Source organism: Leifsonia sp. 21MFCrub1.1 (assembly GCF_900107895.1).
In the GTDB taxonomy this organism is placed as follows: domain Bacteria; phylum Actinomycetota; class Actinomycetes; order Actinomycetales; family Microbacteriaceae; genus Leifsonia; species Leifsonia soli.
Genome location: NZ_LT629867.1, coordinates 1,906,569 through 1,930,473 on the forward strand (window position 1 = coordinate 1,906,569; position 23,905 = coordinate 1,930,473).

Here is a 23,905-nt window from a genome sequence, read left to right on the forward strand (position 1 = left end):
CGTTCAGGTGGTGAGGTGCCCCGCCGGCCGGTGCTGCGTCCGCAGCCAGGCCGTCGAGTCGGGTGGCAGCTTGCCGTCGACGAGCGGACGGCTGCTGAGGAGGATCGCCTGGTGCTCCGGAAGGTCGACCGGAGCAGCGGAGAGGTTGGTGACGTTCACGAACGCCGAGCCGCGGGCGAACGCCAGGACGCCGTCGGCCGCGTCGAGCCAGGTCAGCGGCCCGTCGCCGAGTCCGGGCTCCGCGCGGCGGATCCGGAGCGCCTGCCGGTAGAGCCAGAGCATCGACGCCGGGTCGCTCTGCTGCGCCTGCACCGTGAGGCCCGCCCAGCCGGCCGGCTGCGGAAGCCACGGCTCGGCCGAGGCGCCGTCGGGACTGAAACCGAACGGCGGCCGCGTTCCGCGCCACGGCAGGGGCACGCGGCAGCCGTCCCGGCCCGGGTCGACGCCGCCGGAGCGTTCGTGCATCGGATCCTCGCGGAGCTCGTCGGGGAGGTCCTCGACCTCCGGCAGTCCCAGCTCGTCGCCCTGGTAGATGTACAGCGAGCCGGGCAGCGCCGCGGTGAGGAGCGCTGCGGCGCGGGCGCGGCGCGTCCCGAGGGCGAGGTCGGTCGGGGTGCCCTTGCGCTTCGTGGCGAAGGCGAACGACGAGTCCTCGCGCCCGTATCGCGTCACGGCACGGGTGACGTCGTGATTCGAGAGCACCCAGGTGCTCGGGGCGCCGACGGGGGCGTGCGCCGCGAGCGTCTCGTCGATCGAGGCGCGCAGCTCGGCGGCATCCCACGGTCGCGCCAGGAAGTCGAAGTTGAAGGCGGTGTGCAGCTCGTCCGGCCGCAGGTAGAGCGCGAACCGGTCGATGTCGGGCAGCCAGAGCTCGCCCACCAGCACGCGCGTCCCGGGATAGCCGTCCGCGAGGGCGCGCCAGCCGCGGTAGATCTCGTGGAGCTCATCGCGGTCCTGGGTGGGGTGCTCCCCCGCGCCCGGATGCTCGGGCAGTTCGGGCAGGGCCGGGTCCTTCACCAGCAGCGCGGCCGAGTCGATGCGCACGCCGGCGACGCCACGGTCGAACCAGAACCGCAGGATGTCCTCGTGCTCCCTCCGCACGTCCGGGTGGTCCCAGTTGAGGTCCGGCTGCTGCGGGCTGAACAGGTGCAGGTACCACTCGCCGGGCGTCCCGTCGGGGTTGATCGTGCGCGTCCAGGTGTCGCCCGAGAAGTTGGACGGCCAGGACGTCGGGAGCTGCGAGCCGTCGTCGCCGCGGCCGGGCCGGAACCAGAAGCGCTCGCGCTCCGGCGATCCGGGCCCTGCCGCCAGGGCCTCCTGGAACCAGCGATGCCGGTCGGACACGTGGTTGGGCACGACGTCGACGATGGTGCGGATGCCCAGGGCGAGCGCGTCCGCGATCAGCGCCTCCGCCTCCGCCAGATCGCCGAAGGCCGGGTGGATGCGGCGGTAGTCCGCCACGTCGTACCCGCCGTCCGCCAGCGGCGAGTCGTACCAGGGCGTGAACCACAGCGCGTCGACCCCGAGGTCGGCGAGATACGGCAGGTGCTCGCGCACGCCGGCGAGGTCGCCGACGCCGTCGCCGTTCCCGTCGGCGAAGCTGCGGGGGTAGATCTGGTAGATGACCGCGCTGCGCCACCACTGCGGGTCGTCGGACGGGGGCGTCGCTCCGGTGGCGGCCGTCGCACCGGAGATCGCCGGCTCGGGAGAGGCGGAGACGCGGGCGGCGGCCGGGGCGCCGGGTGCGGCGGTGCCGCCGTCCATCACGGTGAGGTCCACGCTGAGTCCTTCGGTCGTCTGTCGTCGCGACGGACACCGCGGCGCCGTCGTCGTTCACCGAAATGTAGCTAGTGCGACAGAATGACGCAAGAACTCAACAATACGTAATTGGTTTGCGCACTTTTGCGTACGCTTGCGGGTCAGTGGGAGTGCGGAGCAGGCCCCGTGGACCCCCGCACCACCAGCTCCGGCTCGAAGAACAGCTCGTCCCGGATGGCCGAATCGCTCGAGATCTGGCGGAGCAGGAGCTCGATCACGGTTCGTCCCATCGGCTCGATCGGCTGGCGGATCGTGGTCAGCGGCGGCTCGGTGCAGTTCATCAGCGCGGAGTCGTCGTAGCCGACCACCGACACGTCCCTCGGCACCGACAGCCCCGCACGCCGGACGGCCCGGATCGCGCCGAGGGCCATGGGATCACTCGCGCACACGATCGCCGTCACGCCCGCGGCGAGCAGCCGCGTCGCCGCCGCCTGCCCCGCCTCCAGCGAGTACAGCGAGTGCACCACGAGCGACCCGTCCAGCTCCTCGCCCCGCTCGGCCGCGATCCGGCGGGCCGCCGCGAGCTTGCGCTGCGAGGGGATGTGGTCGCGCGGGCCGAGCAGCAGCCCGATCCGCTCGTGCCCCAAGGACCGCAGGTGCGTCAGCGCCTGCGTCGTCGCCACCGTGTCATCGCACGACACCGTCGCGAACCGCAGCGAGTCGACCGGCGCGTTGACGAGCACGGTCGGCAGATGCAGGTCGGTCAGCCGGCCGTAGTGGCTGTGGTCCGCATCCTGCTGGGCATAGGCGCCGCCGACGAAGACGACGCCGGAGACCTGCTGCTGCAGCAGGAGCTCCACGTAGTCCGCCTCCGAGATCCCGCCGGCCGTCTGGGTGCAGAGCACCGGCGTGTAGCCGTTCTGCGCCAGCGCCCCTCCGATGATCTCGGCGAAGGCGGGGAAGATCGGGTTCTGCAGTTCGGGAAGCACGAGGCCGACGAGCCGGGCGCGCTCCCCCCGCAGCTTGGTCGGCCGCTCGTAGCCCAGCACATCCAGAGCGGTCAGCACCGCCTGGCGGGTGGCATCCGACACTCCGGGCTTGTCGTTGAGGACGCGGCTGACGGTGGCTTCGCTGACACCGACCTTGCGCGCCACTTCGGCGAGTCGTTTCGACATGACGACAGTGTACGCAAAAGCTTGCAGATCAACGCAAGTAGTTTGCAGGGGAGCTGCGGGATACGATGACGGCATGGCGAAGAAGGTGCTCTCCCTCCTGCTCGCCAGCCATCCGGGGCCGACCGTCGTCGTCACCGTGATCGCAACGCTGCTCGGCGTCGGGCTGGGGTATCCGCCCGGCCGTCTCCTGCTCCTCGCCCTCGCCATCCTCTGCGGCCAGCTGTCGATCGGCTGGAGCAACGACTGGCTCGACGCGGCCCGCGACCGCGCGGTGGAGCGCAGCGACAAGCCGGCCGCGCGCGGGGATGTGTCGATCGCGACCGTCCGGGTGTCGGCCTTCGTCGCCCTGGCCGCTGCCGTCCTGCTGACCATCCCCCTCGGGCCCGGAGCGCTCGTCGCCCACGTCGTCGCCATCGCCGGCGGCTGGGCCTACAACCTGGGCCTCAAGTCGACGGTGGCCTCGTTCGTCCCGTTCGCCGTCTCGTTCGGCGTGCTCCCCGCCATCGCCACGCTGGGCCAGGAGCAGCCGGCGCTTCCGCAGTGGTGGGTGTTCGCAGCGGGCGCCTTGCTCGGGGTCGCGGCGCACGTGACCAACGTCCTGCCCGACCTGGAGGACGACGCCCGCACCGGCATCAGCGGCCTCCCGCACCGACTCGGTGCACGGCTCAGCGGACTGCTCGCCTTCGCCGCCCTCGCCGTCGCGACCGTGCTCATCACCGTCGGGCCGGGGTTCCCGGTGCGACCGCTCCTGATCGTGGGACTGGTCATCGGACTCGCCGCGTCCGTCACCGGCGTCGTGCTGCTGCTCCGGAGGAGTCCAACGCGTCTGCTGATGAAGCTCATCATGACGTGCGCGATCGTGGACGTCGCCATGCTGGCGCTGTCCGGTCAGTCCGTGACGGTCTGAATCTTGTCCGCGACCGGCGCCTTGTTGCGGATGCCGATGGCCGACACCACGCCGCCGACGAGCAGCAGCGCGGCCGCTGCGATCATCGCCCGGTGGAGTCCCTCGGTATCGAGCGTGCCGCCGATGATCATGCCCGCGGCGGCGACCGCGAGCAGCCCGGCGATGCGGGACACCGCGTTGTTGACGGCCGATGCGATGCCCGCCTGCTCGGGGTGGATGGCGCCCAGGATCGCGCTGGTCAGAGGCGCGACGGTGATCGACAGGCCGACGCCGAACAGCAGGACCGCGGGGAGCAGGGTCGTCCAGTAGTCGACGTCCGTGCCCATCATCAGCAGCCAGAGGAAGCCGGCGGACGCGATGATCGGACCGATCGCCATGAACAGCCGCGGCCCGTAGCGGCCGGCGAGCCCGCCGAACAGGCCCGAGAGCAGCAGCATGCACAACGTGGACGGGATGAACACGAATCCGGCGGCGATCGCCGAGAACCCGGCCACCTGCTGCAGGTACAGCGTGACGATCAGCGGGCCGAACGAGAGCGCCCCGTAGACGAAGAACGTCGAGACATTGCCGACCCAGAAGTTGTGGACGCTGAACAGCCCGAGCGGGAGCATCGGCTGCTTCACGCGCGTCTCCACGATGAAGAACGCCACCAGGCTGAGGATGCCGACGACCAGCGGGATCCAGACCCGCGGACTCCCCCAGCCGTACGTCCCCTGCTCGATCAGCGCGAACACCGTTCCCGCGAGGCCGACCGACCCGAGGATCGCGCCGGCGTAGTCGACCCGGCCGCCCATCCCCTTGTCCTCGCCCTTCAGCGTCATCATGAGGATCAGGGTGATCGCGATCGGGATGACGTTGATGACGAACACCCACCGCCACGACAGCGTGTCGACGAAGATGCCGCCGACCACTGGGCCGGCGATCATCGCGACACCGGTCCACGCCGTCCACCGGCCGATGGCCTTTGCCTGGGCCGCGCCGTCGAAGCGGGAGATGATGATCGCGAGGGAGCTGGGCACGAGCAGTGCACCGGCCACGCCCTGCAGCGCGCGGGCGATCACCAGGAACACGCCGGTCGGCGCGAACGCGCACATCAGCGACGTCACGCCGAAGCCGATCAGGCCCGCGTAGAGCACGCGCTTCCGGCCGAAGACGTCGGAGAGGGAGCCTGCGATGAGTATGAGGGAGCCGAGCGTCACCAGATAGCCGTCGACGACCCACTGCTGCAGCGGGAGCCCGCCGCCGAGCTCCCGCGAGATCGCCGGGAGCGCGACGTTGATGACGGCCCCGTCGAGGAAGGCGACGAAACTCGCGAGGATCGCGATGACGAGCACTCTCAGCTGGAGCGACGACATCCGCTCGATCCGCACGTTGGTCATGGACTCATTCAACGGCGTCGCCGGGATCGTGGCAACCGCGGGCGGACCCCCGCGCGCGGCGGACGGAGGGGCGCACATCCTCCGTTTCCGCGATCGGCCGGCGGCGCTCGCCCGCGGGAAAGGGAGGTGGATGCGGCGGCCGGGGTGGCGTTTCGCCACGAACGGAGGAGGCCGGGGCCGTCGCGGACGCGAAGTCCTCCGTTCGCGTCAAAAGGCGCGGCTAGTCGTTGCCCTTGGTGCAGGTCTGCTGGGCGGCGGTCTGACCGGTGATGGTGGACGGCAGCTCGACCGCTGCGCCCGCAGCAGGATCCGTTGCTCCCGGCGTCGCCGGGGCCGCCGGGGTTCCCGGCGTGGCCGGGGACGGCTGCCCTCCCGTGGTCGGCGGCGGCGAGGCCGTCGCGGTCGGGTCCTCGGCGGCGCGTCCCGTCGAGCCGGTCAGCTTCACCGGCTGGTCGTTCACCAGGGCCTGGTTGAGCGCGTTCGCCGCCGACACCTGCGGCACCACGCGGTTGGGGTTGTCCGGGTCGGTCACGGCCGGGTACTGCACGAACACCATGTTCTGCAGTCCTGTGTCCTTCAGCGCCAGCGCGATCTGCACAAGGGTCGTCGGGTTCGTGAGCGTGTCGGACGGCGTGATGTTGCTCACCGCCGCCTTGGCCAGCGCATACAGCTGCACCGGGTTCGAGAGCACTCCGCCGTCGACGACCTTGCGGGCCAGGGCCGACAGGAAGACCTGCTGGTTGGAGATGCGGCCCAGGTCGCTGCCGTCGCCGACGCCGTGACGGCTGCGGAGGAAGGAGAGCGCCACATCCCCGACGATCGTGTTCTGACCGGCCGGCAGGTCGAGGGGCGGGTTCGTGTACTTGTCCGTGACGGGCGACGCCAGGCACACCGTCACACCGCCGACGGCGTCGGACATCGCACTGACCCCGTTGAAGTTGATGACCGCGGCGAACGGGATGCTCAGCCCGGTCATCTTCGAGACCGTCGCCACCACGCAGTTCAGGCCGCCGCGGGACAGCGCTGTGTTGAACTGGGCGTACGAGCTGCCGTCGATCGTCCCGCCGTTCGGGCCGGGGCAGTCCGGGATGCGCACCATGAGGTCGCGCGGGAAGCTGACGACCATCATGCTCTTGTGGTCCTGCGCGATGTGCAACAGCATCGTGACGTCGTTGTTGCCGGCCCCGCTGCTGGCATCCTGCTCGTCCGCGCTGTTGTAGATCCCGCCCAGATCGCTCCGGCTGTCTGTGCCCGCGAGCAGCAGGTTGACGCCGCCGGGCAGCGCCCCGACGTTCGGGATGTCCTGCGGGATCGGCGTCTGCCCGGGGAGCGCCTGGAGGTGGACACCGGTCTTGATCGAGCGCGTCACATCCCACACCGCGTATGCCGCAACGGAGCCGATGCTGACGACGGCGACCACCAGCGCACCCGCGAGGATCTTGAGGACGGCGATCCCCGCTCGCCGTCGCGGCAGCCGACCGTGGCGGACGCCCTCCGGCCCCCGGGCGCGCTGATGCCGTCGCGGCAGATCGGTCATCGGCATCCCTCGGTCTCGGTGAACGTTGCTGAAATCCTAGCGACCCCGCCTTTCCGGCCGCTGCGAGGCGCGCACACGGGATGAGGACGTTCACATCCCGCGTCCGATGAGGGGTTCCCGCCACTCGGCGGCGCCGCCGCGTCGCGTTGGGTGTTCTCCCCGATGCCGGGCGTGATCCCCCGGCGTCACCATCGTCTCGCGACGGCCGCTCGACCGCCGAGAACCCCTCCGAGGAGCCACCATGACCATCGCAGAACACCGCAGCGACGCCGGGAGCGCGAGCGCGGACATCCGGCCCTTCCACTACACGGCCACCGACGGCGAGCTCGACGACCTCCGCAGGCGGATCCGAGCCACCCGCTGGCCGGAGCGCGAGACCGTCGACGACAGCTCGCAGGGCGTGCAGCTGGAGGTCGTCCGCGCCCTGGCCGACTACTGGGCCGACCAGCACGACTGGCGGGCCGTCGAGGCGCGGCTCGCCGACATCCCCCAGTTCGTCACCGAGATCGACGGCCTCGACATCCACTTCCTGCACATCCGCTCGCGGCACGATGACGCGCTTCCGATGATCGTCACGCACGGTTGGCCGGGCTCCGTCATCGAGCAGCTGAAGATCGTCGGACCGCTCACCGATCCGACCGCCCACGGAGCGGACGCCGCCGACGCCTTCCACCTGGTCATCCCGTCGCTTCCCGGCCACGGGTTCTCCGGCAAGCCGGAGACGACGGGATGGGACCCCATCCGCATCGCCCGGGCCTGGGCGGAGCTGATGCGCCGGCTCGGCTACGACCGCTACGTCGCCCAGGGCGGCGACTGGGGCAACGCCGTGACGGAGCAGCTGGCTCTGCTCGCCCCTCCCGGGCTCGTCGGGATCCACACGAACATGCCCGCGACCATCCCGCCCGCCATCCAGGAGGCGCTCGACGCCCACGAGCCGCCGCCCGCGGACCTCGATGCGGAGGAGCGCGGCGCCTGGGACCAGCTCGCGTTCTTCTACGCGCACGGCCTCGCCTACGCCCAGGAGATGGGCAACCGGCCGCAGACCCTGTACGGGGTCGCCGACTCCCCCGTCGGGCTCGCCGCGTGGATGCTCGACCACGACGCCCGCAGCTACGACCTGATCGCCCGGGTGTTCGCGGGCGGCACGGAGGGGCTGACGCGGGACGACATCCTCGACAACGTCACGCTGTACTGGCTCACCAACACCGCGGTCTCCTCCGCCCGGCTCTACTGGGAGAGCAAGCTGGCGTTCTTCGCACCGAAGGGCGTCACCCTCCCGACCGGCGTCAGCGTGTTCCCGGACGAGATCTATGCCGCGCCGCGCAGCTGGGCGACGGCCGCCTACCCGAACCTGATCCACTTCAACCGGCTCGACCGCGGCGGGCACTTCGCCGCATGGGAGCAGCCGGAGCTGTTCTCGCAGGAGGTCCGCGCCACGTTCCGGTCTCTGCGCTGAGCCGCGGAAGGAGCAGGATCGGACCAGGCGCACGAGACGACGGGAGCGGGGACGATGGACGGAATGGGCGATATCCGCCAGGTGGATGCCGGCGAGCTGAACGTCGGATACGTCGACACCGGACCGGCGGACGGCCCGGCGGTGCTGCTGCTGCACGGCTGGCCGTACGACATCCACAGCTTCGAGGAGGTCGTCCCCGTGCTCGCCGGCGCCGGGTTCCGCGTCGTCGTGCCGTTCCTCCGCGGGTACGGCACGACGACGTTCCGCGATCCCGGCGCCGTGCGGAGCGGCCAGCCCGCCGCCCTCGCCACCGACGCGATCGCCCTGCTGGATGCGCTGGGCATCGAGCGGGCGCTGGTGGGAGGCTGCGACTGGGGCGCGCGGACGACCAACATCCTCGCGGCACTCTGGCCGCAGCGCATAACCGGCCAGGTGACGGCGAGCGGCTATCTCGTCGCCGGTCAGGCGGCGAACGCGAACCCGCTCCCTCCTGTGGACGAGCTGACCTGGTGGTACCAGTTCTACTTCGCCACCGAGCGGGGCCGGCGCGGCTACGAGCGCTATCGCGACGAGTTCGCGCGGCTGATCTGGCGAACCGCATCGCCGCGCTGGGACTTCGCCGCGGCGACCTTCGAGCGCAGCAGACCCGCGTTCGCCAACCCGGATCACGTCGACATCGTCATCCACAACTACCGGTGGAGGCTCGCACTGGCCGATGGCGTCCCGCGCTTCGACGAGGTGGAGTCCCGCATCGCCGCCCGCCCGGTGATCGCCGTGCCCGCGATCACCCTGGAGGGCGACGCGAACGGCGCCTTCCACCTCGATCCCGCCGCCTACCGCGACCGCTTCACCGGGCCGTACGAGCACCGCGCGATCACGGGTGGCGTCGGGCACAACCTGGCGCAGGAAGCGCCGCGCGCGTTCGCCGACGCCGTGATCGACGTGGCGCGGATGGCCGACGTCCCCGCGGCCGGGGCATCGGGGACGGGAACGGCGAGCGGTCATGTCGGCTGACGGGGACCGGGACCGCGGCCTGTTCCGCACCATCGCGCACCGCCTCGCGGGCGACGAGGAGCCCCTGCCCGACGAGGGCCGGCTCCCCTCCTTCGCCCGCGCGACCGGGTGGCTGAACACCGAGCCGCTCACGCCCGAGGCGCTGCGCGGGCGGGTCGTGCTGGTGAGCTTCTGGACGTACACCTGCGTCAACTGGCTCCGCACCCTCCCCTACCTGCGGGCCTGGCACGAGAAGTACGCCGCCTCCGGGCTGACGGTGGTCGGCGTGCACACCCCCGAGTTCGGCTTCGAGCACGACCGCGCAAACGTGATCACGCGCACGGCCGCCCTCGACGTCGCGTACCCGGTGGCGGTGGACGACGAGTACGGCGTCTGGGACGACTTCGCCAACCACTACTGGCCCGCTGCCTACCTGGCCGACGCCGAGGGGAGGCTGCGGTTCCACCATTTCGGGGAGGGCGAGTACGAGCGAACGGAGATGATGATCCAGCGCCTCCTGATCGCCGCAGGAGCGCCCGGCCTCGACCTGAACCTCGTGATGGTGGAGCCGCACGGTCTGGAGGTGGCGGCCGACTGGCGCGACCTCCGCTCCCCCGAGACGTACCTCGGCTACGGCCAGAGCAGCGGCTTCGTCTCGGAGTCGGCCGACCTTTACGACCGCAGCGAGGACTACGCGGACTCACGCGCGCTTCCGCTCAACGGCTGGGATCTGACCGGTCGCTGGACGCACGCGCGGCACGCGGCCGTGCTCGATCGGGCGGGTGGAAGCGTCTCGTTCGCCTTCCACGCGCGCGACGCCAACCTCGTGATGGGACCGACACCCTCCGGCAGCAGCATCCCGTTCCGCGTGCTGCTCGACGGCCGGCCGCCCGGCGACGCGCACGGGACCGATGTGGATGCGGACGGGCGCGGCGTCGTCGACCGCCAGGACACCTTCCAGCTGATCCGGCAGACCGGACGCGTGCAGGACGCGGTGCTCCGGCTGGAGTTCGACCGCGCCGGGCTCGAGGCCTACTGCTTCACCTTCGGCTGATCCGTCAGACCACCCCGTGGCGGAGCGCGAAGGCCGTCGCCTCGCTGCGCCGGACGACGCCGATCTTGCGGTAGAGGCTCGTGATGTGGCGTTCGACCGTGCGGTCGCTCAGCCACATCACTCCCGCGATCTCCTTGTTGCTGAGACCCTGCGCCAGGAGGCCGAGCACCTCGAGCTCCCGACGCGTCAGTGTCGTGTCGAGCGGTGCGTCGTCCGCGCCGCCGACCGGCGGGGCGGGATCGAGCGGCGACCCGCGCAGGATCGCGGAGCCTCCCTCACGCATCGCCACCAGCGGACGCGCGTCCGCATCCCGCTCGGCCGCATCCCGCTCGGCCCCATCCCGCTCTGCCGCATCCTTCGCGGCCTGGCGGACCCGCCGCGTCGCGTTCGTGAGCGCCGGTGCGAGCTCGTCGAGCAGTGCGTGGAGCGAGCGCGTCTGCCGGTCGAGCGCCCGCTCGGCCGCCCGGCGGGCGCTCTGCTCGGCCGACAGGCGCCGCGACGTGTGCAGGGCGATCGCCGCCTGCCCGACGGCGACCCGCAGCAGGTGCGTTTCGCGTTCCGTCGGGAAGTCGGATCGGTCCGCGGCGACCAGCACGCGCGCCGACTCCCAGGGCAGCGCGAGGGTCACCCCGGCGACACGGGTGATCCTGCCGGTCGCGGTCGCGCCGACCTCGGCGGTCCGCACGGCCGCCGTGACGAAGCCGGTGGGGCCCGCCTCCGGCCCGCCGCTCTCCGGGAACGCACGGCCGGACCGCAGGACGTCCACGAGGGAGTCCGGCGCGGGTCGGCCGGTCGGCCGCCAGGCCTCGAGCCGGTCGCCGCCGCCGGGGACCTCGAACCGCGCGAACGCCGCCTCCAGCCGCAGCACACCGACCAGCACGCTCAGCAGCCCGTCGGCGATCTCGGACGGCGCATGATCCACCCACAGCGAAGGCAGGGCGAGCATCGCCCCGAGGTCGCGCATCCATCTCCGATCGTCGGCGCCGACCGTCGTGGACCCGGGTGCGTCAGCCATGCGCCGCCTGCTCCTGCAGGAAGTCGTCAGGCGGGACGAAGAACGGGTTCTCCTGCAGCATCCCGCCGATCACCACCATCGGATGCGTGCGCAGGATGTCGACGATGAACGCCCCGTCGAAGAGCGACGTGTCGTAGGCGCAGATGACCACGTGCTGGTGGCGCGCGTGCAGGAAGTTCGCGCGCGCCTCGAACTCGATCAGGGTGCCGGCGACGCCGTCCCGCCGGGCGGCCCAGCCCATGTCGGCGAGCAGCCGGATGCGCGGGGCCGGCGAGGTCCCGAGCATGGCATCCAGCTGCTCCAGCATGTCCATCTGGTCGAAATCGCCGGTGCGCAGGTACGTCTCGGCCCACGTCCGCACCTCGCAGCGCCGCTGTTCGAGCAGTGCGCCGGTGTCGAAGCCCAAGCGCCGGAGACGGCGCAGCGGCGCACCCGGAGCCGCGGAGTCGACCAGGTACAGCAGGCGGTCCCCCGCATCCACCCCGTCCCGGACGAACGGGTCGAGCACGGCATCGGCCTCCGCCCGGCCGTTCACGAACGCGCAGACATGTCGGTAGCGGTCGAGCACCCCGCCCGCGAAGGTGACCGGGTGCGGTCCGCCTGGGATCTCCGCTGCCATCGTCGACTCCGTCCGACCGGGAGAATAGCCCAGCCGCGCTCGCCCGCACAACGACCACCGACCGTTCCGCGCACCCTCCCGGTGCGGCTACGCTCGCCTCATGACGAACAAGACGCCGCACGAAGAAGAGATCCAGAAGGAGCAGGAGGCCAAGGACGCCGAGAAGGAGCGCCTCGAGCAGGAGGAGGAGCGCCGCCTGCGCTGAGTCTCAGCGCTCGGCGCCGACGCCTGCGTCGGCGCCGCCTCCCGCATCGCGCCACATCGTGGTCACGGCTGCCCCGTCGATGACGGACACGAACCCGCCGACCGGCCGGAACCCCGCACGCCGGTACCGATGATCGTTGGCGGGGTTCGTCGACTCGAGATACGCCGGAAGGCCCTCCGCGTCGAACCGCGCCAGGTTCTCGGCGAGCAGGCGTTGACCGATCCCCCGTCCGCGATGGGCCGGATGCGTCGCCAGCAGGCTCAGGTACATGTGCGCCTCGCCATGTGGATGCGTCTCGTCGAACCGCTGCCACAACCGCTGGTAGGCGTCGAACCGCTCGGGGGCGAGGGTGCTCGCCAGGAGCGCATCCACCTCCGCCTCCTGCTCGTCGGTCAGCTCGTCCACTCCGGGCGGGAGCCACACGGCGACCGTCGCCGCCTCCCCGGACGGGCCGTCCTGCATCGACACGGCTCCCTGACCGATCGCACCCTCCACGAAGTACCGCCAGAACCGCTCCAGGTGCGCGGTCCCGCCGTCGGGCGCCTCCAGCGCCGGACCCCACACCGGGTCGTCCCGGAAGGCCAGGGCGACCGTCGTCGTGATGGCGTCCGCGTCGGCCGGGCCGGCGATCCGTGTGTCCATGACGGCGACTGTAGCGTGCCGCCGCGCTGCCCAGCATCAGCCGCCTCGGAAACACAGAAGGCCGGCCCTTTCAGGCCGGCCTTCTGTCACGTCGCGATGACGTTTTTGGTGGATCTGAGGGGACTCGAACCCCTGACCCCCTGCATGCCATGCAGGTGCGCTACCAGCTGCGCCACAGACCCAGAGTGCGCTCCGTTCGGGCCTTTCGGACCTCCCGGAACAACTCATTCAGACTACTACATCGCGCCCGCCAGAAAAAACTGAGCGCGGCTCGCCTCAGTCGAACAGCTCGCTGAGCCAGTTCTCCTTCTTCTTCCGGTACGGGCGCTGGCCGTAACCCGCGTCGCCGTAGCGCGGCTCGCGGTACTGCGGCTCCGCGTACGGCTGCGGCGGCGCGTACGCCTGTGGGGCGGCCTGCGGGTGCGCGGCGGCCACGGGACCGGGCGCGGCCGGAGCCGAGGTCCCGGCGCGGTCGATGATCTTGTCGAGCTCACCACGATCGAGCCAGACGCCGCGGCACTCCGGGCAGTAGTCGATCTCGATGCCGTTGCGTTCGCTCATGACCAGGGTCGCGTTGTCGGTGGGACACTTCATGCGTCCATCCAAGCGAGCCTCCATGAGAGAGCTCTCAGGTGGACCCGACAGAAAGCTGGGAGTCCGCTCCCGGCAGGAGGACTACTCCGCGTTCTCGTGGACCGGGAGCTCGATCGGCAGCGTCGGGCAGTCCTTCCAGAGGCGCTCGAGCGCGTAGTACATGCGGTCCTCCTCGTGGAAGACGTGCACGACGAGATCACCGAAATCGAGGAGCACCCACCGCCCCTCACCCTTGCCCTCACGGCGCAGAGTCTTCACGCCCGCGTCGTTGAGGCGGTCCTCCACTTCGGAGGCGATGGCGATGACGTTGCGCTCGACCCGTCCGCTGACCAGCAGGAACGCGTCGGTCAGCGGCAGCGGGCCCGAGACGTCGAGGGCGACGAGGTCCTGTCCGCCCTTGGAGTCGGCGGCGGCGGCGGCCACCTGCAGGATCTCCCGGGCGTGCTGGGATGCGGTCACGGAAGGTCCTCCGGTCGTGGATACGCGGTCGGTGCGAGAAGAGCGGTGCAGGTGCGGATGATCAGAACACCTTCAGCACATACGCGGCCACGAGCAGGGCGGTCACGCTGACCGCCAGGACGCCCGCCGTCACCATGAGGATCACGGGCAACAGGTTGCCGCGCTTCTTGGGCGGGGCGATGACGCCCCGGGTGGAGGTGTGCGTGCTGATCGCGCGCGACGCACGGACCGGCTGCACCTCCGACGTGTTGAACTCGTTCTCCTCGCCGTCGAGCAGACGGTCGAGATCGGCGGAGTCGATGCGGTCCGGGTGGGCGCCGGTGGCTCCCATCCCGCGGGGCAGGTCGATCGAACCGGTGACGAGGATCTCGCCCGTGCTCGTCAGCGGAGCCCGGGTGTCGGGCTGCGGGATGACGGGCAGGATGAGCGCGTTCGTCGTCGTCGCGGCTGTCGACTGCGCGACGTTCCGCGAGATGATCGGCTGGTTCTGGTCGTCGAGCTCGGCGGCCGTCGACCAGTGCCCGGTCGGCGGCGTGAACGGCCGACGCTCCTGGGCAGCCGAGTCCGAGGCCTCGGCGTCCTTCACCGGTGCGGCAGACGAGTTCGCCGCAGCGGGCGTCGCGGGAGCCTCCGGCACGGGAACCTCGGCCTTCGGCGCGGCGGTCGACCCGAAGGCGGCGAACGGCGACGTCGAGCTCTGCGTGACCGTGGTCTCGGACTGCCCGGAGCGCGAGGCGCCCGGCGCCGACGACGGCGTGAGCGGAGCGAGTGGCCAGGCCGACTTCTCGCTGGTCGGAGCGGGCGTCGCGAGGTCGGCGGAGAGCGGATCGGCGGCTGCCGGAGCGGGACGCTCAGCGGAAGAGTCCGCCGTGCCGGGCTTCGCCGCGCCCGACTCCTCGGGGCCGGACGTGAACGACACCGGGAACACCTGCTCGCCCGGGACGGGGGCGTGGTTGGCCTGTGCGTTCGCCTCCTGAGCCTGCAGCATCGCGCGGAGCTCACGCCGCGTCAGCGTGCGCTCCGAACCGGCGGCCGGCGTGCCCGCGGGCGCGCTCGGCGCCGCAGCGGATGCGGGAGGCGGCGTCGTCGGCTGGAGGATGGCCATCGGCTGGGTCACGGGCTCGGGCTGCGTGGTGTCCGGGCCCTGACGGAAGAGGTCGAACGCGTCGCGCGACGGCGACGACACCCCGGGCTCGGCGAACGCGCTGGCCGGGATGGCCGGGGTTTCCGGCTGGGACGCGCGAGCGTCGGACTGCGCGAGTTCGGGCTTCTGCTCGACCGGCTTCTGGTCGACCGGCTTCTGGGCGTCGGGCTTCTGGTCAACCGGCTTCTGGTTGTCCGGCTTCTGGCCGTCAGCGCGCTGGGCCGCGTCGTCGTCGGCCGGGCGCGCAGGCGCCGTCGTGGTCATCTCGGGGATCTGGCCGCCGGGAGTGGGCTCGGCCGTTCCGGCACGTCGGGAAGCGGAGCGCTCGAACTCCCTCGCCTGTCGCCGCGTCTGCGGCTGGCCCGTCGGCGGCTGTTCAGGCCACGATGTCATGCCACGCTCCGATACAGATGGTGTTTGGAGATGTATTGAACAACCCCGTCCGGCACCAGGTACCACACCGGGAATCCCCTGCTCACCCGGCTCCGGCAATCGGTCGACGAGATCGCCAGGGCCGGAACTTCCAACAAGCTTACGTCTTGCTCCGGCAATCCAGAAATACTCAAGTCATGTCCCGGGCGACTCACAGCGACGAAGTGCGCGAGCTCCCAGAGCTCCGCGACGTCGCGCCAGCTGAGGATCTGCGCGATGGCGTCGGCACCGGTGATGAAGAACAGCTCGGCGTCCGGCCGCTCGCGGTGCAGATCGCGCAGCGTGTCGATGGTGTAGGTGGGGCCGACCCGGTCGATGTCGACGCGGCTGACGGTGAACCGCGGGTTGGATGCGGTTGCGATCACCGTCATCAGGTAGCGGTGCTCCGGCGGGGTGACCGCGCCCTTCTGCCAGGGCTGGCCGGTCGGGACAAAGATGACCTCATCGAGGTCGAACGACTGGGCGACTTCGCTGGCGGCGACCAGGTGGCCGTGGTGGATGGGGTCGAACGTGCCGCCCATCACACCGATCCGCGGCCGGCCCGTCTCCTTCAGCTCCATGCCCGGGTCGGCTCAGTGCCCCTGCGTCGGGTGGCCGGTGCCGTGGTGCGTGGCGCCCGGAGCGCCCGCGTGGGCGGCGGCGTCGGGAGCGGAGCGGTGGCTGTGCCGGTTGGCGACATCCCGGAAGCTCCACACGACGAAGACGAGTGCGATGAAGATGACGATGGCGATCGCGCCGAACGCCCAGGTGGGCATCGGCAGTTCGACGTGGGTCTCCGCCTCGGCGAGGACGGTCGTCAGGAATGTCATCGTGCGTGATCCTTTCTCGGGGCCGTCGGCCCGTCGTCAAGTCTAGCGGTCGGTCACGCCCGGACCTGGCCGGACCCGCGGACGATCCACTTGGTGCTGGTGAGCTCGGGGAGGCCCATCGGCCCGCGCGCGTGCAGCTTCTGCGTCGAGATGCCGACCTCTGCGCCGAACCCGAACTCGCCGCCGTCGGTGAAGCGCGTCGACGCGTTCACCATCACGACCGCGGAGTCGACCTCGGCGAGGAACCGCTCGGCGTTCTGCAGGTCGTTCGTGATGATCGACTCCGTGTGCTGAGTGGAGTAGCGGCGGATGTGCTCCATCGCCTCGTCGAGGTCGTCGACCACCTTCACCGAGATGTCGAGGCTCATGTGCTCGGTGGCGTAGTCCTCGTCCGTCACCGGCACCGCGTCCGGAGCGAACGGCAGGGCGCGCTCGTCGGCGTGGATCGTGACGCCCTCGGCGCGGAGCGCGGAGAGCACGGGAGGCAGCAGCCGTTCGGCGGCCGCGCGGTGCACGAGCAGCGTCTCGACCGCGTTGCACACGCTCGGCCGCTGCACCTTGGCGTTGCGGACGATGTCGACGGCCCAGTCCTCACGGGCCGACTCGTCGAGCACCACGTGGACGACCCCGGCTCCGGTCTCGATCACGGGGACCGTCGACTGCGTCACGACGGCCTGGATGAGGTCGGCGCTCCCCCGCGGGATGAGCACGTCGACGAAGCCGCGCGCCGTCATCAGCTCGGCGGCGCCCTCTCGGCCGAAGTCGTCGATCGTCTGGACGGCGTCGGCCGGGAGGCCGGCGCTCGCCAGCGCCTGCTGGATCACCCGGACGAGCACGCGGTTGGTCTCGATGGCCGCGCTGCCACCGCGCAGCACCGCGGCGTTGCCGCTCTTGATCGCGAGCGCGGCGATGTCGATGGTGACGTTCGGGCGCGCCTCGTAGATCGCGCCGACGACGCCGAACGGCACGCGCACCTGCGTGATCTTGACGCCGTTGGGCAGCGAGCTGCCGCGGACGGCCTCGCCGACCGGGTCCGTCAGCCCGACGATCTGGAGGACCGCGTCCGCCAGGCCCTGCAGGCGCGCCGGGGTGAGGGTCAGCCGGTCGAGCAGACCGGTGGTGAGGCCGTTCTCGCGGCCGTTCGCCAGGTCGAGCTCGTTGGCGGAGAGGATGTCGGCAGAGGCGGCCAGCACGCCGTCGGCGATGGCGCGCAGTGCGCGGTTCTTGCGGTCCGTGTCGGCGATCGCCAGGTCGCGCGACGCCGTCTTGGCGGCGGCGAGACGTTCGTGCAGGGAGAGCGCGGCCGTGGGCAGCGCACCGGTCAGCGAGGACATGCGTCGATTCTAGGACGCCGCGGCGTCGGAGGTGACGGCCGCCGTCGAACCGGTGGAGAGCCCGGAGCCGGGGACGGAAGCGGCCGACGCGTCGGGCGCCGGGGCGAACCACGTGCCGACCCGCTCCCCGCGCAGCGCCTGCGACACCAGCGAGGTGGCGGTGAGCACCACGGCGGTGCCGCGTTCTGCGGCCTGCCGGGCGGCGGAGACCTTGGTGACCGCTCCCCCGCTGCCGACGCCGGAGAGGCCGGTCGACCCGATCTCCACACCCTCCAGCTCGTCGTCCCAGCCGACGACCTCGATGCGCTCGGCACCCGGCTCGTGCGGCGGACGGGTGTAGAGCGCATCCACGTCGGACAGCAGAACCAGGAGGTCCGCATCCACGAGCAGGGCGACCAGAGCGGCCAGGCGGTCGTTGTCGCCGAACCGGATCTCGTGCGTGGCGACGGTGTCGTTCTCGTTCACGATCGGCAGGATGCGCAGGTCGAGCAGCCGCTCCATCGCGCGCTTCGCATTGCTGCGGTGCGTCGGGTTCTCCATGTCGCCCGCCGTGAGCAGCACCTGGCCGGCGACGATCTCGTAGCGGTCGAAGCTGTCCTGGTAGCGGTAGATGAGCACCGTCTGCCCGACCGCGGCGGCCGCCTGCTGCGTCGCGAGGTCGGTGGGGCGCTCGGAGAGCGAGAGGAACGGGGTGCCCGTCGCGATGGCGCCGGACGAGACCAGGATTACCTGCGTGCCGCGGCCGTGGGCCTCGGCGAGGGCGTCGACCAGCGGCACGATCTGACCCGCGTTCTCGCCGCTGATGGACGAAGAGCCCACCTTGACGACGATCCGTCGGGCGGAGGGGATCTGGCTGCGGTCGTCGATGGTCATTCCTCTGCGGTCTCCTCGTCTCCACGGCTGCGGTCGGCCGCGCTGTGCACCACGTTGTCGTCGTAGCTGTCGTCCTGCCAGAGGCCGGCCGCGCGCTCGCGCAGGAGCTCCTCGCGGGCCTCGGCCTTGGCGTCCATCCGCTCGAAGTAGTCCTCGCGCCGCTGCGCACGGGTCGGGCGCGCGTTCGTGTCGAGGCGGACATCGCTTCCGCGCGGCGACGTGATCAGCTCGGCGGTCGACGTGAGCGTGGGCTCCCAGTCGAAGACCACGCCGTTGTCGCGGCCGATGACGACGGTGGATCCGGCCACGGCGCCCGCGCGGACCAGCTGGTCCTCGACGCCGAGCTTCGCGAGGCGGTCCGCCAGGAAGCCGACGGCCTCGTCGTTGGCGAAGTCGGTCTGCGCGACCCAGCGCTCCGGCTTCGCGCCGAGGATGCGGTACACCGGTCCGTCGGTGCCGCCCTCGACCTTGACGACGAATCCGGAGTCGTCGACCGCCTTCGGGCGGATGACGATGCGGGGACGCGCCTGCTCCAGCGCGGCCTGCTCCGCACGCGCCTGCTCGACGATCTCGGCCAGCGCGAACGACAGCGGACGGAGCCCTTCGTGGCTGACCGTCGAGATCTCGAAGACGCGGTAGCCGCGCTGTTCGAGCTCCGGGCGGACGAAGTCCGCGAGCTCGCGGGCGTCCGGCACGTCGATCTTGTTCAGGGCGATGAGCTGCGGGCGCTCCAGGAGCGGGGTCTGACCCTCGGGGACCGGGTAGGCGGCGAGCTCGCCGAGGATGACGTCGAGGTCGCTCAGCGGGTCGCGCCCGGGCTCCAGCGTCGCGCAGTCGAGCACGTGCAGGAGGGCGGAGCAGCGCTCGACGTGGCGGAGGAACTCCAGGCCGAGACCGCGTCCCTCGCTCGCCCCCTCGATCAGGCCGGGCACGTCGGCGACGGTGTAGCGGACGTCGCCCGCCTGCACGACGCCGAGGTTCGGGTGGAGCGTGGTGAACGGGTAGTCCGCGATCTTGGGCTTCGCGGCGGACATCGCGGCGATCAGGCTCGACTTGCCCGCGGACGGGTAGCCGACGAGCGCGATGTCGGCGACCGTCTTCAGCTCGAGCTGGATGTCGCCCTCCCACCCGGGAGTTCCCAGCAGGGCGAAACCCGGCGCCTTGCGCTTCGGGTTCGCCAGCGCGGCGTTGCCGAGACCGCCGACGCCGCCGGGGGCCGCGACGAAGCGCATCCCCGGCTCGGTCAGGTCGGCGAGCTCCTCGCCGTCCGCGCCCTTGACGACGGTGCCGACGGGGACGGGCAGCTCGAGGTCCTCCCCGGTGTGGCCGCTGCGGTGGTCGCCCATGCCGAAGCCGCCGTTGTCGCTCGAGCGGTGCGGGTGGCGGTGGTAGCCGAGCAGGGTGGTCACCTGCGGGTCGGCGACGAGGACGATGTCGCCGCCGTTGCCGCCGTTCCCGCCGTCGGGACCGGCCAGCGGCTTGAACTTCTCGCGCCGGACCGAGACGCACCCGTTGCCGCCGTTGCCGGCGCGCAAGTGCAACGTCACGCGATCAACGAACGTCGCCATGGTGCTCTCCTACTGCTTGTGGTGCTGAAACGGCGGATGGGCGGGCCGAAGCCCGCCCATCCGGAAGAGTGGTGCTCGTGGTCGAGGCTCAGGCCTCGGCCGCCACGATGTTGACGACCTTGCGGCCGCCCTTGGTGCCGAACTCGACCGCGCCGGCGGCGAGGGCGAACAGCGTGTCGTCACCGCCACGGCCGACGTTCACGCCGGGGTGGAAGTGGGTGCCGCGCTGGCGGACCAGGATCTCGCCCGCGTTGACGGTCTGGCCGCCGAAGCGCTTCACGCCGAGGCGCTGCGCGTTGGAGTCGCGGCCGTTGCGAGTGGAGCTCGCTCCCTTTTTGTGTGCCATGGTGTCTTCTCCTCGAGAGCCGTCGGCTACTTGATGCCGGTGATCTTGACGCGCGTGAGCTCCTGGCGGTGGCCCTGACGCTTCTTGTAGCCGGTCTTGTTCTTGAACTTCTGGATGACGATCTTCGGGCCGCGGAGGTCGCCGAGGACCTCGGCGGTCACGGTGACCTTCGCGAGCGACTTGGCGTCGGAGGTGATCTTGTCACCGTCGACCAGCAGCACCGGCGCGAGCACGACCTTGCCGTCCTTGTCGGCCTTGATACGGTCCATCGTCACGATGGTGCCGACCTCGACCTTCTCCTGCCGGCCACCGGCGCGCACAACTGCGTAAACCACTTGTCAGTACCTTTTCGTCGGGGAACAGTTCCCGGCGCTGCCGCGGACCTGGTCCTGCTTCTTCAACTGTTTGGAAGTCACTGGCGAGTCCCGCCGGTAGCGACATGCTCCCGGCTGCTCTCAGAAAACCATGATGGCTGCGCGGGTCACACCCGGCACACACCAACGGTCAACTTTACCCGACGCCCGACAGGCCGTCAATTCAGCGGCCGTCATCACGGTGGCGACACCGTTCCGGGCCCCGGGACCGTCCGGCTCCGACTGCGGAACCGGTTCCTAGAATCATTCTATGACGGTCCTGATCGATCCCCCGGCATGGCCGGCCCACGGCATGTTGTGGTCGCATCTGGTCAGCGACGCATCGCTCGACGAGCTGCACGCCTTCGCCGAGGCGAACGACATCCAGCGCCGGGCCTTCGACGTCGACCACTACGACGTGCCGGACCGCCGCTACGACGAGCTCGTGGCCGCGGGGGCGCATCCCGTCTCCGGCAAGGAGCTGGTGTCGCGGCTCATCGCGAGCGGGTTGCGCGTGCGCGCGCGCGACCGGGTCCGCCGTCGGCACTGACGGCGTCCCGGTCGCTGCTCCGCGTCCGGCGCTCCGGGCTACTCGCCCTTCGGCGCGAGCTCGCCCCCGGCGATGACCGTCGTGCTCGCACGGCGGCTGCGGTTGCGGCCCTGACCGGGCTCCTTCGGCTGCGGAAGCGCCTCGAGGACGGAGCCGAGGAGCAGCTCCGCCTCTTCCGGCGACGGGCGCACCGCGGGCGGGCGCACCTCCGCCGGCTCCGGCAGGTCGAGGAGCGGGAGGATCGGCTCGGCGGCCGGCTCGGACGCCTCAGCCCGCTGCGCGTCCCCCTCGGGCTGCGCGTCCCTCTCGGGCTGCTCGGTGCCGGCGCTCTCGCCCGAACCCGATCCGTTCAGCGCCTCGTCGGCCGGGGCGGCCTCGGGCTGCTGCCGGTCGGCTCCGCCCTTGCCCTTCCGGCGGCGCTTCTTCGTGGCGGTGACCTCGGTCAGGACGACCTCGGTCACGCTGATCTCCTCGGCCTCCGCCGACGCAGCACCCTCGGCGGCCGTGGCCTCCTCGTGGTGGATGGTCGACGCCGCGATCTTGGCGAGCGCGTTCTTCGCGTCGTCCGTGATGGCGTGCGTTCCGTTGTGGCCGGCAGCAGCGTTCGAGCCGTTGCCGGTGGATCCGCTGTTGGATCCGCCGTTGCCGCCGCCGGCGTTGGCACCGCGACCGCGGCGACGCTCGTTCGGCTGCTGCTGCGGCTGACGGTGCTTCACGACCGGGTCGTGGTGGACGATCACGCCGCGGCCGGCGCAGACCTCGCACGCCTCGCTGAAAGTCTCCAGCAGTCCGAGTCCGAGCTTCTTGCGCGTCATCTGCACGAGACCGAGCGAGGTGACCTCGGCGACCTGATGCTTCGTCCGGTCGCGGCTCAGGCACTCCACCAGGCGGCGGAGCACGAGGTCGCGGTTCGACTCCAGGACCATGTCGATGAAGTCGACGACGATGATGCCGCCGATGTCGCGCAGCCGGAGCTGGCGGACGATCTCCTCCGCCGCCTCCAGGTTGTTCTTGGTGACCGTCTCCTCGAGGTTGCCGCCGGAGCCGACGAACTTGCCGGTGTTGACGTCGACCACGGTCATGGCCTCTGTGCGGTCGATGACCAGCGAGCCGCCGGACGGGAGCCACACCTTGCGCTCCAGCGCCTTCTCGATCTGCTCGGTGATGCGGTACTCGTCGAACGCGTCGCGCTCCCCCGTGTACGGCTCGACCCGGTCGAGCAGGTCGGGGGCGACCTGGCGCAGGTAGTTCTCGATCGTCTGGCGCGCGTCGTCGCCGGCGATGACGAGCTTCTGGAAGTCCTCGTTGAAGACGTCGCGGATGATCTTGATCAGGAGGTCCGGCTCGCTGTGCAGCAGCGCGGGCGCCTGCTGGGTCTCCACCCGGGTGCTGATGTCGGCCCACTGGGAGGTGAGGCGGGTGACGTCGAGCGTCAGCTGCTCCTCGGTGGCGCCCTCTGCGGCGGTGCGCACGATGACGCCGGCGTTCTCGGGCAGAACCTCCTTGAGGATCTTCTTCAGGCGCGAGCGCTCGGTGTCCGGCAGCTTGCGGCTGATGCCGTTCATCGATCCGCCCGGCACGTACACGAGGTAGCGGCCCGGCAGCGAGATCTGGCTGGTGAGGCGGGCGCCCTTGTGCCCGACCGGGTCCTTCGTGACCTGGACGAGGACGCGGTCACCCGGCTTCAGGGCGAGCTCGATGCGGCGCGGCTGGTTGCCGGTCTCGACCGCATCCCAGTCCACCTCGCCCGAGTAGAGGACGGCGTTGCGGCCGCGGCCGATGTCGACGAACGCGGCCTCCATGCTGGGGAGCACGTTCTGGACGCGGCCCAGGTAGACGTTGCCGATGAGCGACGCCTCCTGCGAGCGGGCCACGTAGTGCTCGACGAGCACCTTGTCCTCGAGCACGCCGATCTGGATGCGGCCGCCCTTCGAGCGGACCACCATCTGCCGGTCGACCGACTCACGGCGGGCGAGGAACTCGGCCTCGGTGATCACCGGGCGGCGGCGGCCGGCGTCGCGCCCGTCGCGACGGCGCTGCTTCTTGGCCTCGAGGCGCGTGGAGCCCTTGACCTTCTGCGGCTCGGTGATGAGCTCGGGCTCGCGCGGCGTCCGCACCTTGACGACGGTGTTCGCCGGGTCGTTCGCGTTGTCGCGCGACTCCCCCGCGCGCCGGCGGGAACGGCGGCGGACACCGCCGGCCGGCTCCTCGTCGCCCTCGGGGAGCGGCGGGAGCGGCAGCACGTCCGGCGCCTGGAAGAGCAGAGTCGTCGGCGGCAGGCCGGGTGCGGCGGCGCCGACGACCGGGGCCTCCGGCTCGCCGTGCTTGTCCGGGAGGGCGGGCGGCTCGATCGCGGCCGCCGTCGGCTGGGCGCCGTCGGCGACGAGGGCCGGCTGCGCCGCGGCCTCGTCGGCGGCGGGCGCCTCCGGTGCCTCGGCGGGGGCGCCGGGCGCGGTCTCCGGTGCGTCGTCCTCGGCGGATGTCGGGAAGGCGTCGGCCTGTGCGGCCTGGGAGGGCTTCCTCACGACGCGTCGTGCGCCGAAGAGCCCCTTGCGCTTCCGTCCTCCCGTCTCCGTGTCGTTGTTGTCCGTGTTGTCGATATTTTCGTTATCCACCATCGCTGGTGCACTCCTCGACCGGTGGCGGTTGCCCGCTCGCCGGGTCTCTCCGTCGGGAGGCGGCGCGAGCGGCGCCTCCCTCAAT

At 71.2% G+C, this 23,905-nt stretch carries 23 protein-coding genes and 1 tRNA gene; 5 read left to right on the plus strand and 19 right to left on the minus strand.

The window, feature by feature from the left end; all coding sequences use genetic code 11:
* Window positions 1-3: 3 nt before the first annotated feature.
* Window positions 4-1,764 carry a glycoside hydrolase family 13 protein gene (locus BLW09_RS09000; RefSeq protein ID WP_089916746.1) on the minus strand — a complete coding sequence of 587 codons (1,761 nt, stop codon included), beginning with the start codon at window positions 1,762-1,764 and terminating at the stop codon, window positions 4-6.
* A gap of 155 nt (window positions 1,765-1,919) precedes the next feature.
* Window positions 1,920-2,933, minus strand: a complete 1,014-nt coding sequence (locus BLW09_RS09005; RefSeq protein WP_089911346.1) for a LacI family DNA-binding transcriptional regulator — start codon at window positions 2,931-2,933, stop codon at window positions 1,920-1,922.
* A gap of 73 nt (window positions 2,934-3,006) precedes the next feature.
* Between BLW09_RS09005 and BLW09_RS09010 the strand changes: the two genes are divergently transcribed.
* Window positions 3,007-3,840, plus strand: a complete 834-nt coding sequence (locus BLW09_RS09010; RefSeq protein WP_089911349.1) for a UbiA family prenyltransferase — start codon at window positions 3,007-3,009, stop codon at window positions 3,838-3,840.
* Here BLW09_RS09010 and BLW09_RS09015 read toward each other — a convergent pair.
* Together BLW09_RS09015 and BLW09_RS09020 are read right to left on the minus strand one after the other, a co-directional pair.
* Window positions 3,822-5,219 (minus strand): MFS transporter, encoded by a 1,398-nt coding sequence (locus tag BLW09_RS09015; RefSeq protein WP_089911352.1) that lies wholly within the window; start codon window positions 5,217-5,219, stop codon window positions 3,822-3,824. The two genes, BLW09_RS09010 and BLW09_RS09015, sit on opposite strands and share 19 nt — an antisense overlap.
* 220 nt (window positions 5,220-5,439) lie before the next feature.
* Window positions 5,440-6,756, minus strand: a complete 1,317-nt coding sequence (locus tag BLW09_RS09020) for an LCP family protein (protein ID WP_231947142.1) — start codon at window positions 6,754-6,756, stop codon at window positions 5,440-5,442.
* A 241-nt stretch (window positions 6,757-6,997) separates the two neighbouring features.
* On the opposite strand from BLW09_RS09020, the gene BLW09_RS09025 reads away from it, so the two are divergent.
* From BLW09_RS09025 to BLW09_RS09035, 3 genes are all read left to right on the plus strand, one after another.
* Window positions 6,998-8,212, plus strand: coding sequence for an epoxide hydrolase family protein (locus tag BLW09_RS09025; protein WP_089911358.1), 1,215 nt, complete (start codon window positions 6,998-7,000; stop codon window positions 8,210-8,212).
* Window positions 8,213-8,275: 63 nt separating this feature from the next.
* Window positions 8,276-9,226: an alpha/beta fold hydrolase gene (locus BLW09_RS09030; protein ID WP_089911361.1), complete on the plus strand. Its 951-nt coding sequence runs from the start codon at window positions 8,276-8,278 to the stop codon at window positions 9,224-9,226.
* Window positions 9,216-10,259 (plus strand): redoxin domain-containing protein, encoded by a 1,044-nt coding sequence (locus BLW09_RS09035; protein WP_089911364.1) that lies wholly within the window; start codon window positions 9,216-9,218, stop codon window positions 10,257-10,259. The genes BLW09_RS09030 and BLW09_RS09035 overlap by 11 nt, the downstream gene beginning before the upstream one ends.
* A 4-nt stretch (window positions 10,260-10,263) precedes the next feature.
* On the opposite strand, the gene BLW09_RS09040 is transcribed toward BLW09_RS09035, so the two are convergent.
* The 14 genes from BLW09_RS09040 to rplU form a co-directional block, all read right to left on the minus strand.
* Window positions 10,264-11,274 (minus strand): helix-turn-helix transcriptional regulator, encoded by a 1,011-nt coding sequence (locus BLW09_RS09040; RefSeq protein ID WP_089911367.1) that lies wholly within the window; start codon window positions 11,272-11,274, stop codon window positions 10,264-10,266.
* On the minus strand, window positions 11,267-11,893 hold the full coding sequence (locus tag BLW09_RS09045) for an MEDS domain-containing protein (RefSeq protein WP_089911370.1): 627 nt from the start codon (window positions 11,891-11,893) through the stop codon (window positions 11,267-11,269). The genes BLW09_RS09040 and BLW09_RS09045 overlap by 8 nt, the downstream gene beginning before the upstream one ends.
* Before the next feature lie 208 nt (window positions 11,894-12,101).
* Entirely contained in the window at window positions 12,102-12,740 is a 639-nt protein-coding gene (locus BLW09_RS09050; protein WP_089911372.1) for a GNAT family N-acetyltransferase, read from the minus strand.
* A gap of 106 nt (window positions 12,741-12,846) precedes the next feature.
* A tRNA-Ala gene (locus BLW09_RS09055) sits at window positions 12,847-12,922 on the minus strand.
* 94 nt (window positions 12,923-13,016) lie between these two features.
* Window positions 13,017-13,334: a TFIIB-type zinc ribbon-containing protein gene (locus BLW09_RS09060; protein WP_089911375.1), complete on the minus strand. Its 318-nt coding sequence runs from the start codon at window positions 13,332-13,334 to the stop codon at window positions 13,017-13,019.
* A gap of 81 nt (window positions 13,335-13,415) precedes the next feature.
* Window positions 13,416-13,793 (minus strand): ribosome silencing factor, encoded by a 378-nt coding sequence (gene rsfS, locus BLW09_RS09065; protein WP_089911378.1) that lies wholly within the window; start codon window positions 13,791-13,793, stop codon window positions 13,416-13,418.
* Between the two features lie 61 nt (window positions 13,794-13,854).
* Window positions 13,855-15,330, minus strand: a complete 1,476-nt coding sequence (locus tag BLW09_RS09070; RefSeq protein ID WP_231947144.1) for a hypothetical protein — start codon at window positions 15,328-15,330, stop codon at window positions 13,855-13,857.
* A complete protein-coding gene (gene nadD, locus BLW09_RS09075) occupies window positions 15,327-15,929 on the minus strand; it encodes a nicotinate-nucleotide adenylyltransferase (RefSeq protein ID WP_020074894.1) in 603 nt (200 codons plus the stop codon). Before nadD ends, BLW09_RS09070 begins: the two co-directional genes overlap by 4 nt.
* A gap of 12 nt (window positions 15,930-15,941) precedes the next feature.
* Entirely contained in the window at window positions 15,942-16,178 is a 237-nt protein-coding gene (locus BLW09_RS09080; protein ID WP_089911383.1) for a hypothetical protein, read from the minus strand.
* A 53-nt stretch (window positions 16,179-16,231) separates the two neighbouring features.
* Entirely contained in the window at window positions 16,232-17,512 is a 1,281-nt protein-coding gene (locus BLW09_RS09085) for a glutamate-5-semialdehyde dehydrogenase (RefSeq protein ID WP_089911385.1), read from the minus strand.
* A gap of 9 nt (window positions 17,513-17,521) precedes the next feature.
* Entirely contained in the window at window positions 17,522-18,385 is an 864-nt protein-coding gene (gene proB, locus BLW09_RS09090) for a glutamate 5-kinase (protein WP_089911388.1), read from the minus strand.
* Window positions 18,382-19,953, minus strand: coding sequence for a GTPase ObgE (gene obgE, locus BLW09_RS09095; protein WP_089911390.1), 1,572 nt, complete (start codon window positions 19,951-19,953; stop codon window positions 18,382-18,384). Before obgE ends, proB begins: the two co-directional genes overlap by 4 nt.
* A gap of 88 nt (window positions 19,954-20,041) precedes the next feature.
* Window positions 20,042-20,299 carry a 50S ribosomal protein L27 gene (gene rpmA / locus BLW09_RS09100; protein ID WP_018190815.1) on the minus strand — a complete coding sequence of 86 codons (258 nt, stop codon included), beginning with the start codon at window positions 20,297-20,299 and terminating at the stop codon, window positions 20,042-20,044.
* A gap of 26 nt (window positions 20,300-20,325) precedes the next feature.
* Window positions 20,326-20,634 (minus strand): 50S ribosomal protein L21, encoded by a 309-nt coding sequence (rplU, locus tag BLW09_RS09105; RefSeq protein WP_089911393.1) that lies wholly within the window; start codon window positions 20,632-20,634, stop codon window positions 20,326-20,328.
* Window positions 20,635-20,923: 289 nt separating this feature from the next.
* On the opposite strand from rplU, the gene BLW09_RS09110 reads away from it, so the two are divergent.
* The gene (locus BLW09_RS09110) at window positions 20,924-21,202 is read left to right on the plus strand and encodes a DUF4031 domain-containing protein (RefSeq protein ID WP_089911395.1); all 279 of its coding nucleotides are present in this window, start codon (window positions 20,924-20,926) and stop codon (window positions 21,200-21,202) included.
* 38 nt (window positions 21,203-21,240) lie between these two features.
* On the opposite strand, the gene BLW09_RS09115 is transcribed toward BLW09_RS09110, so the two are convergent.
* Window positions 21,241-23,820, minus strand: coding sequence for an Rne/Rng family ribonuclease (locus BLW09_RS09115; RefSeq protein ID WP_089911398.1), 2,580 nt, complete (start codon window positions 23,818-23,820; stop codon window positions 21,241-21,243).
* Between the last annotated feature and the right edge of the window lie 85 nt (window positions 23,821-23,905).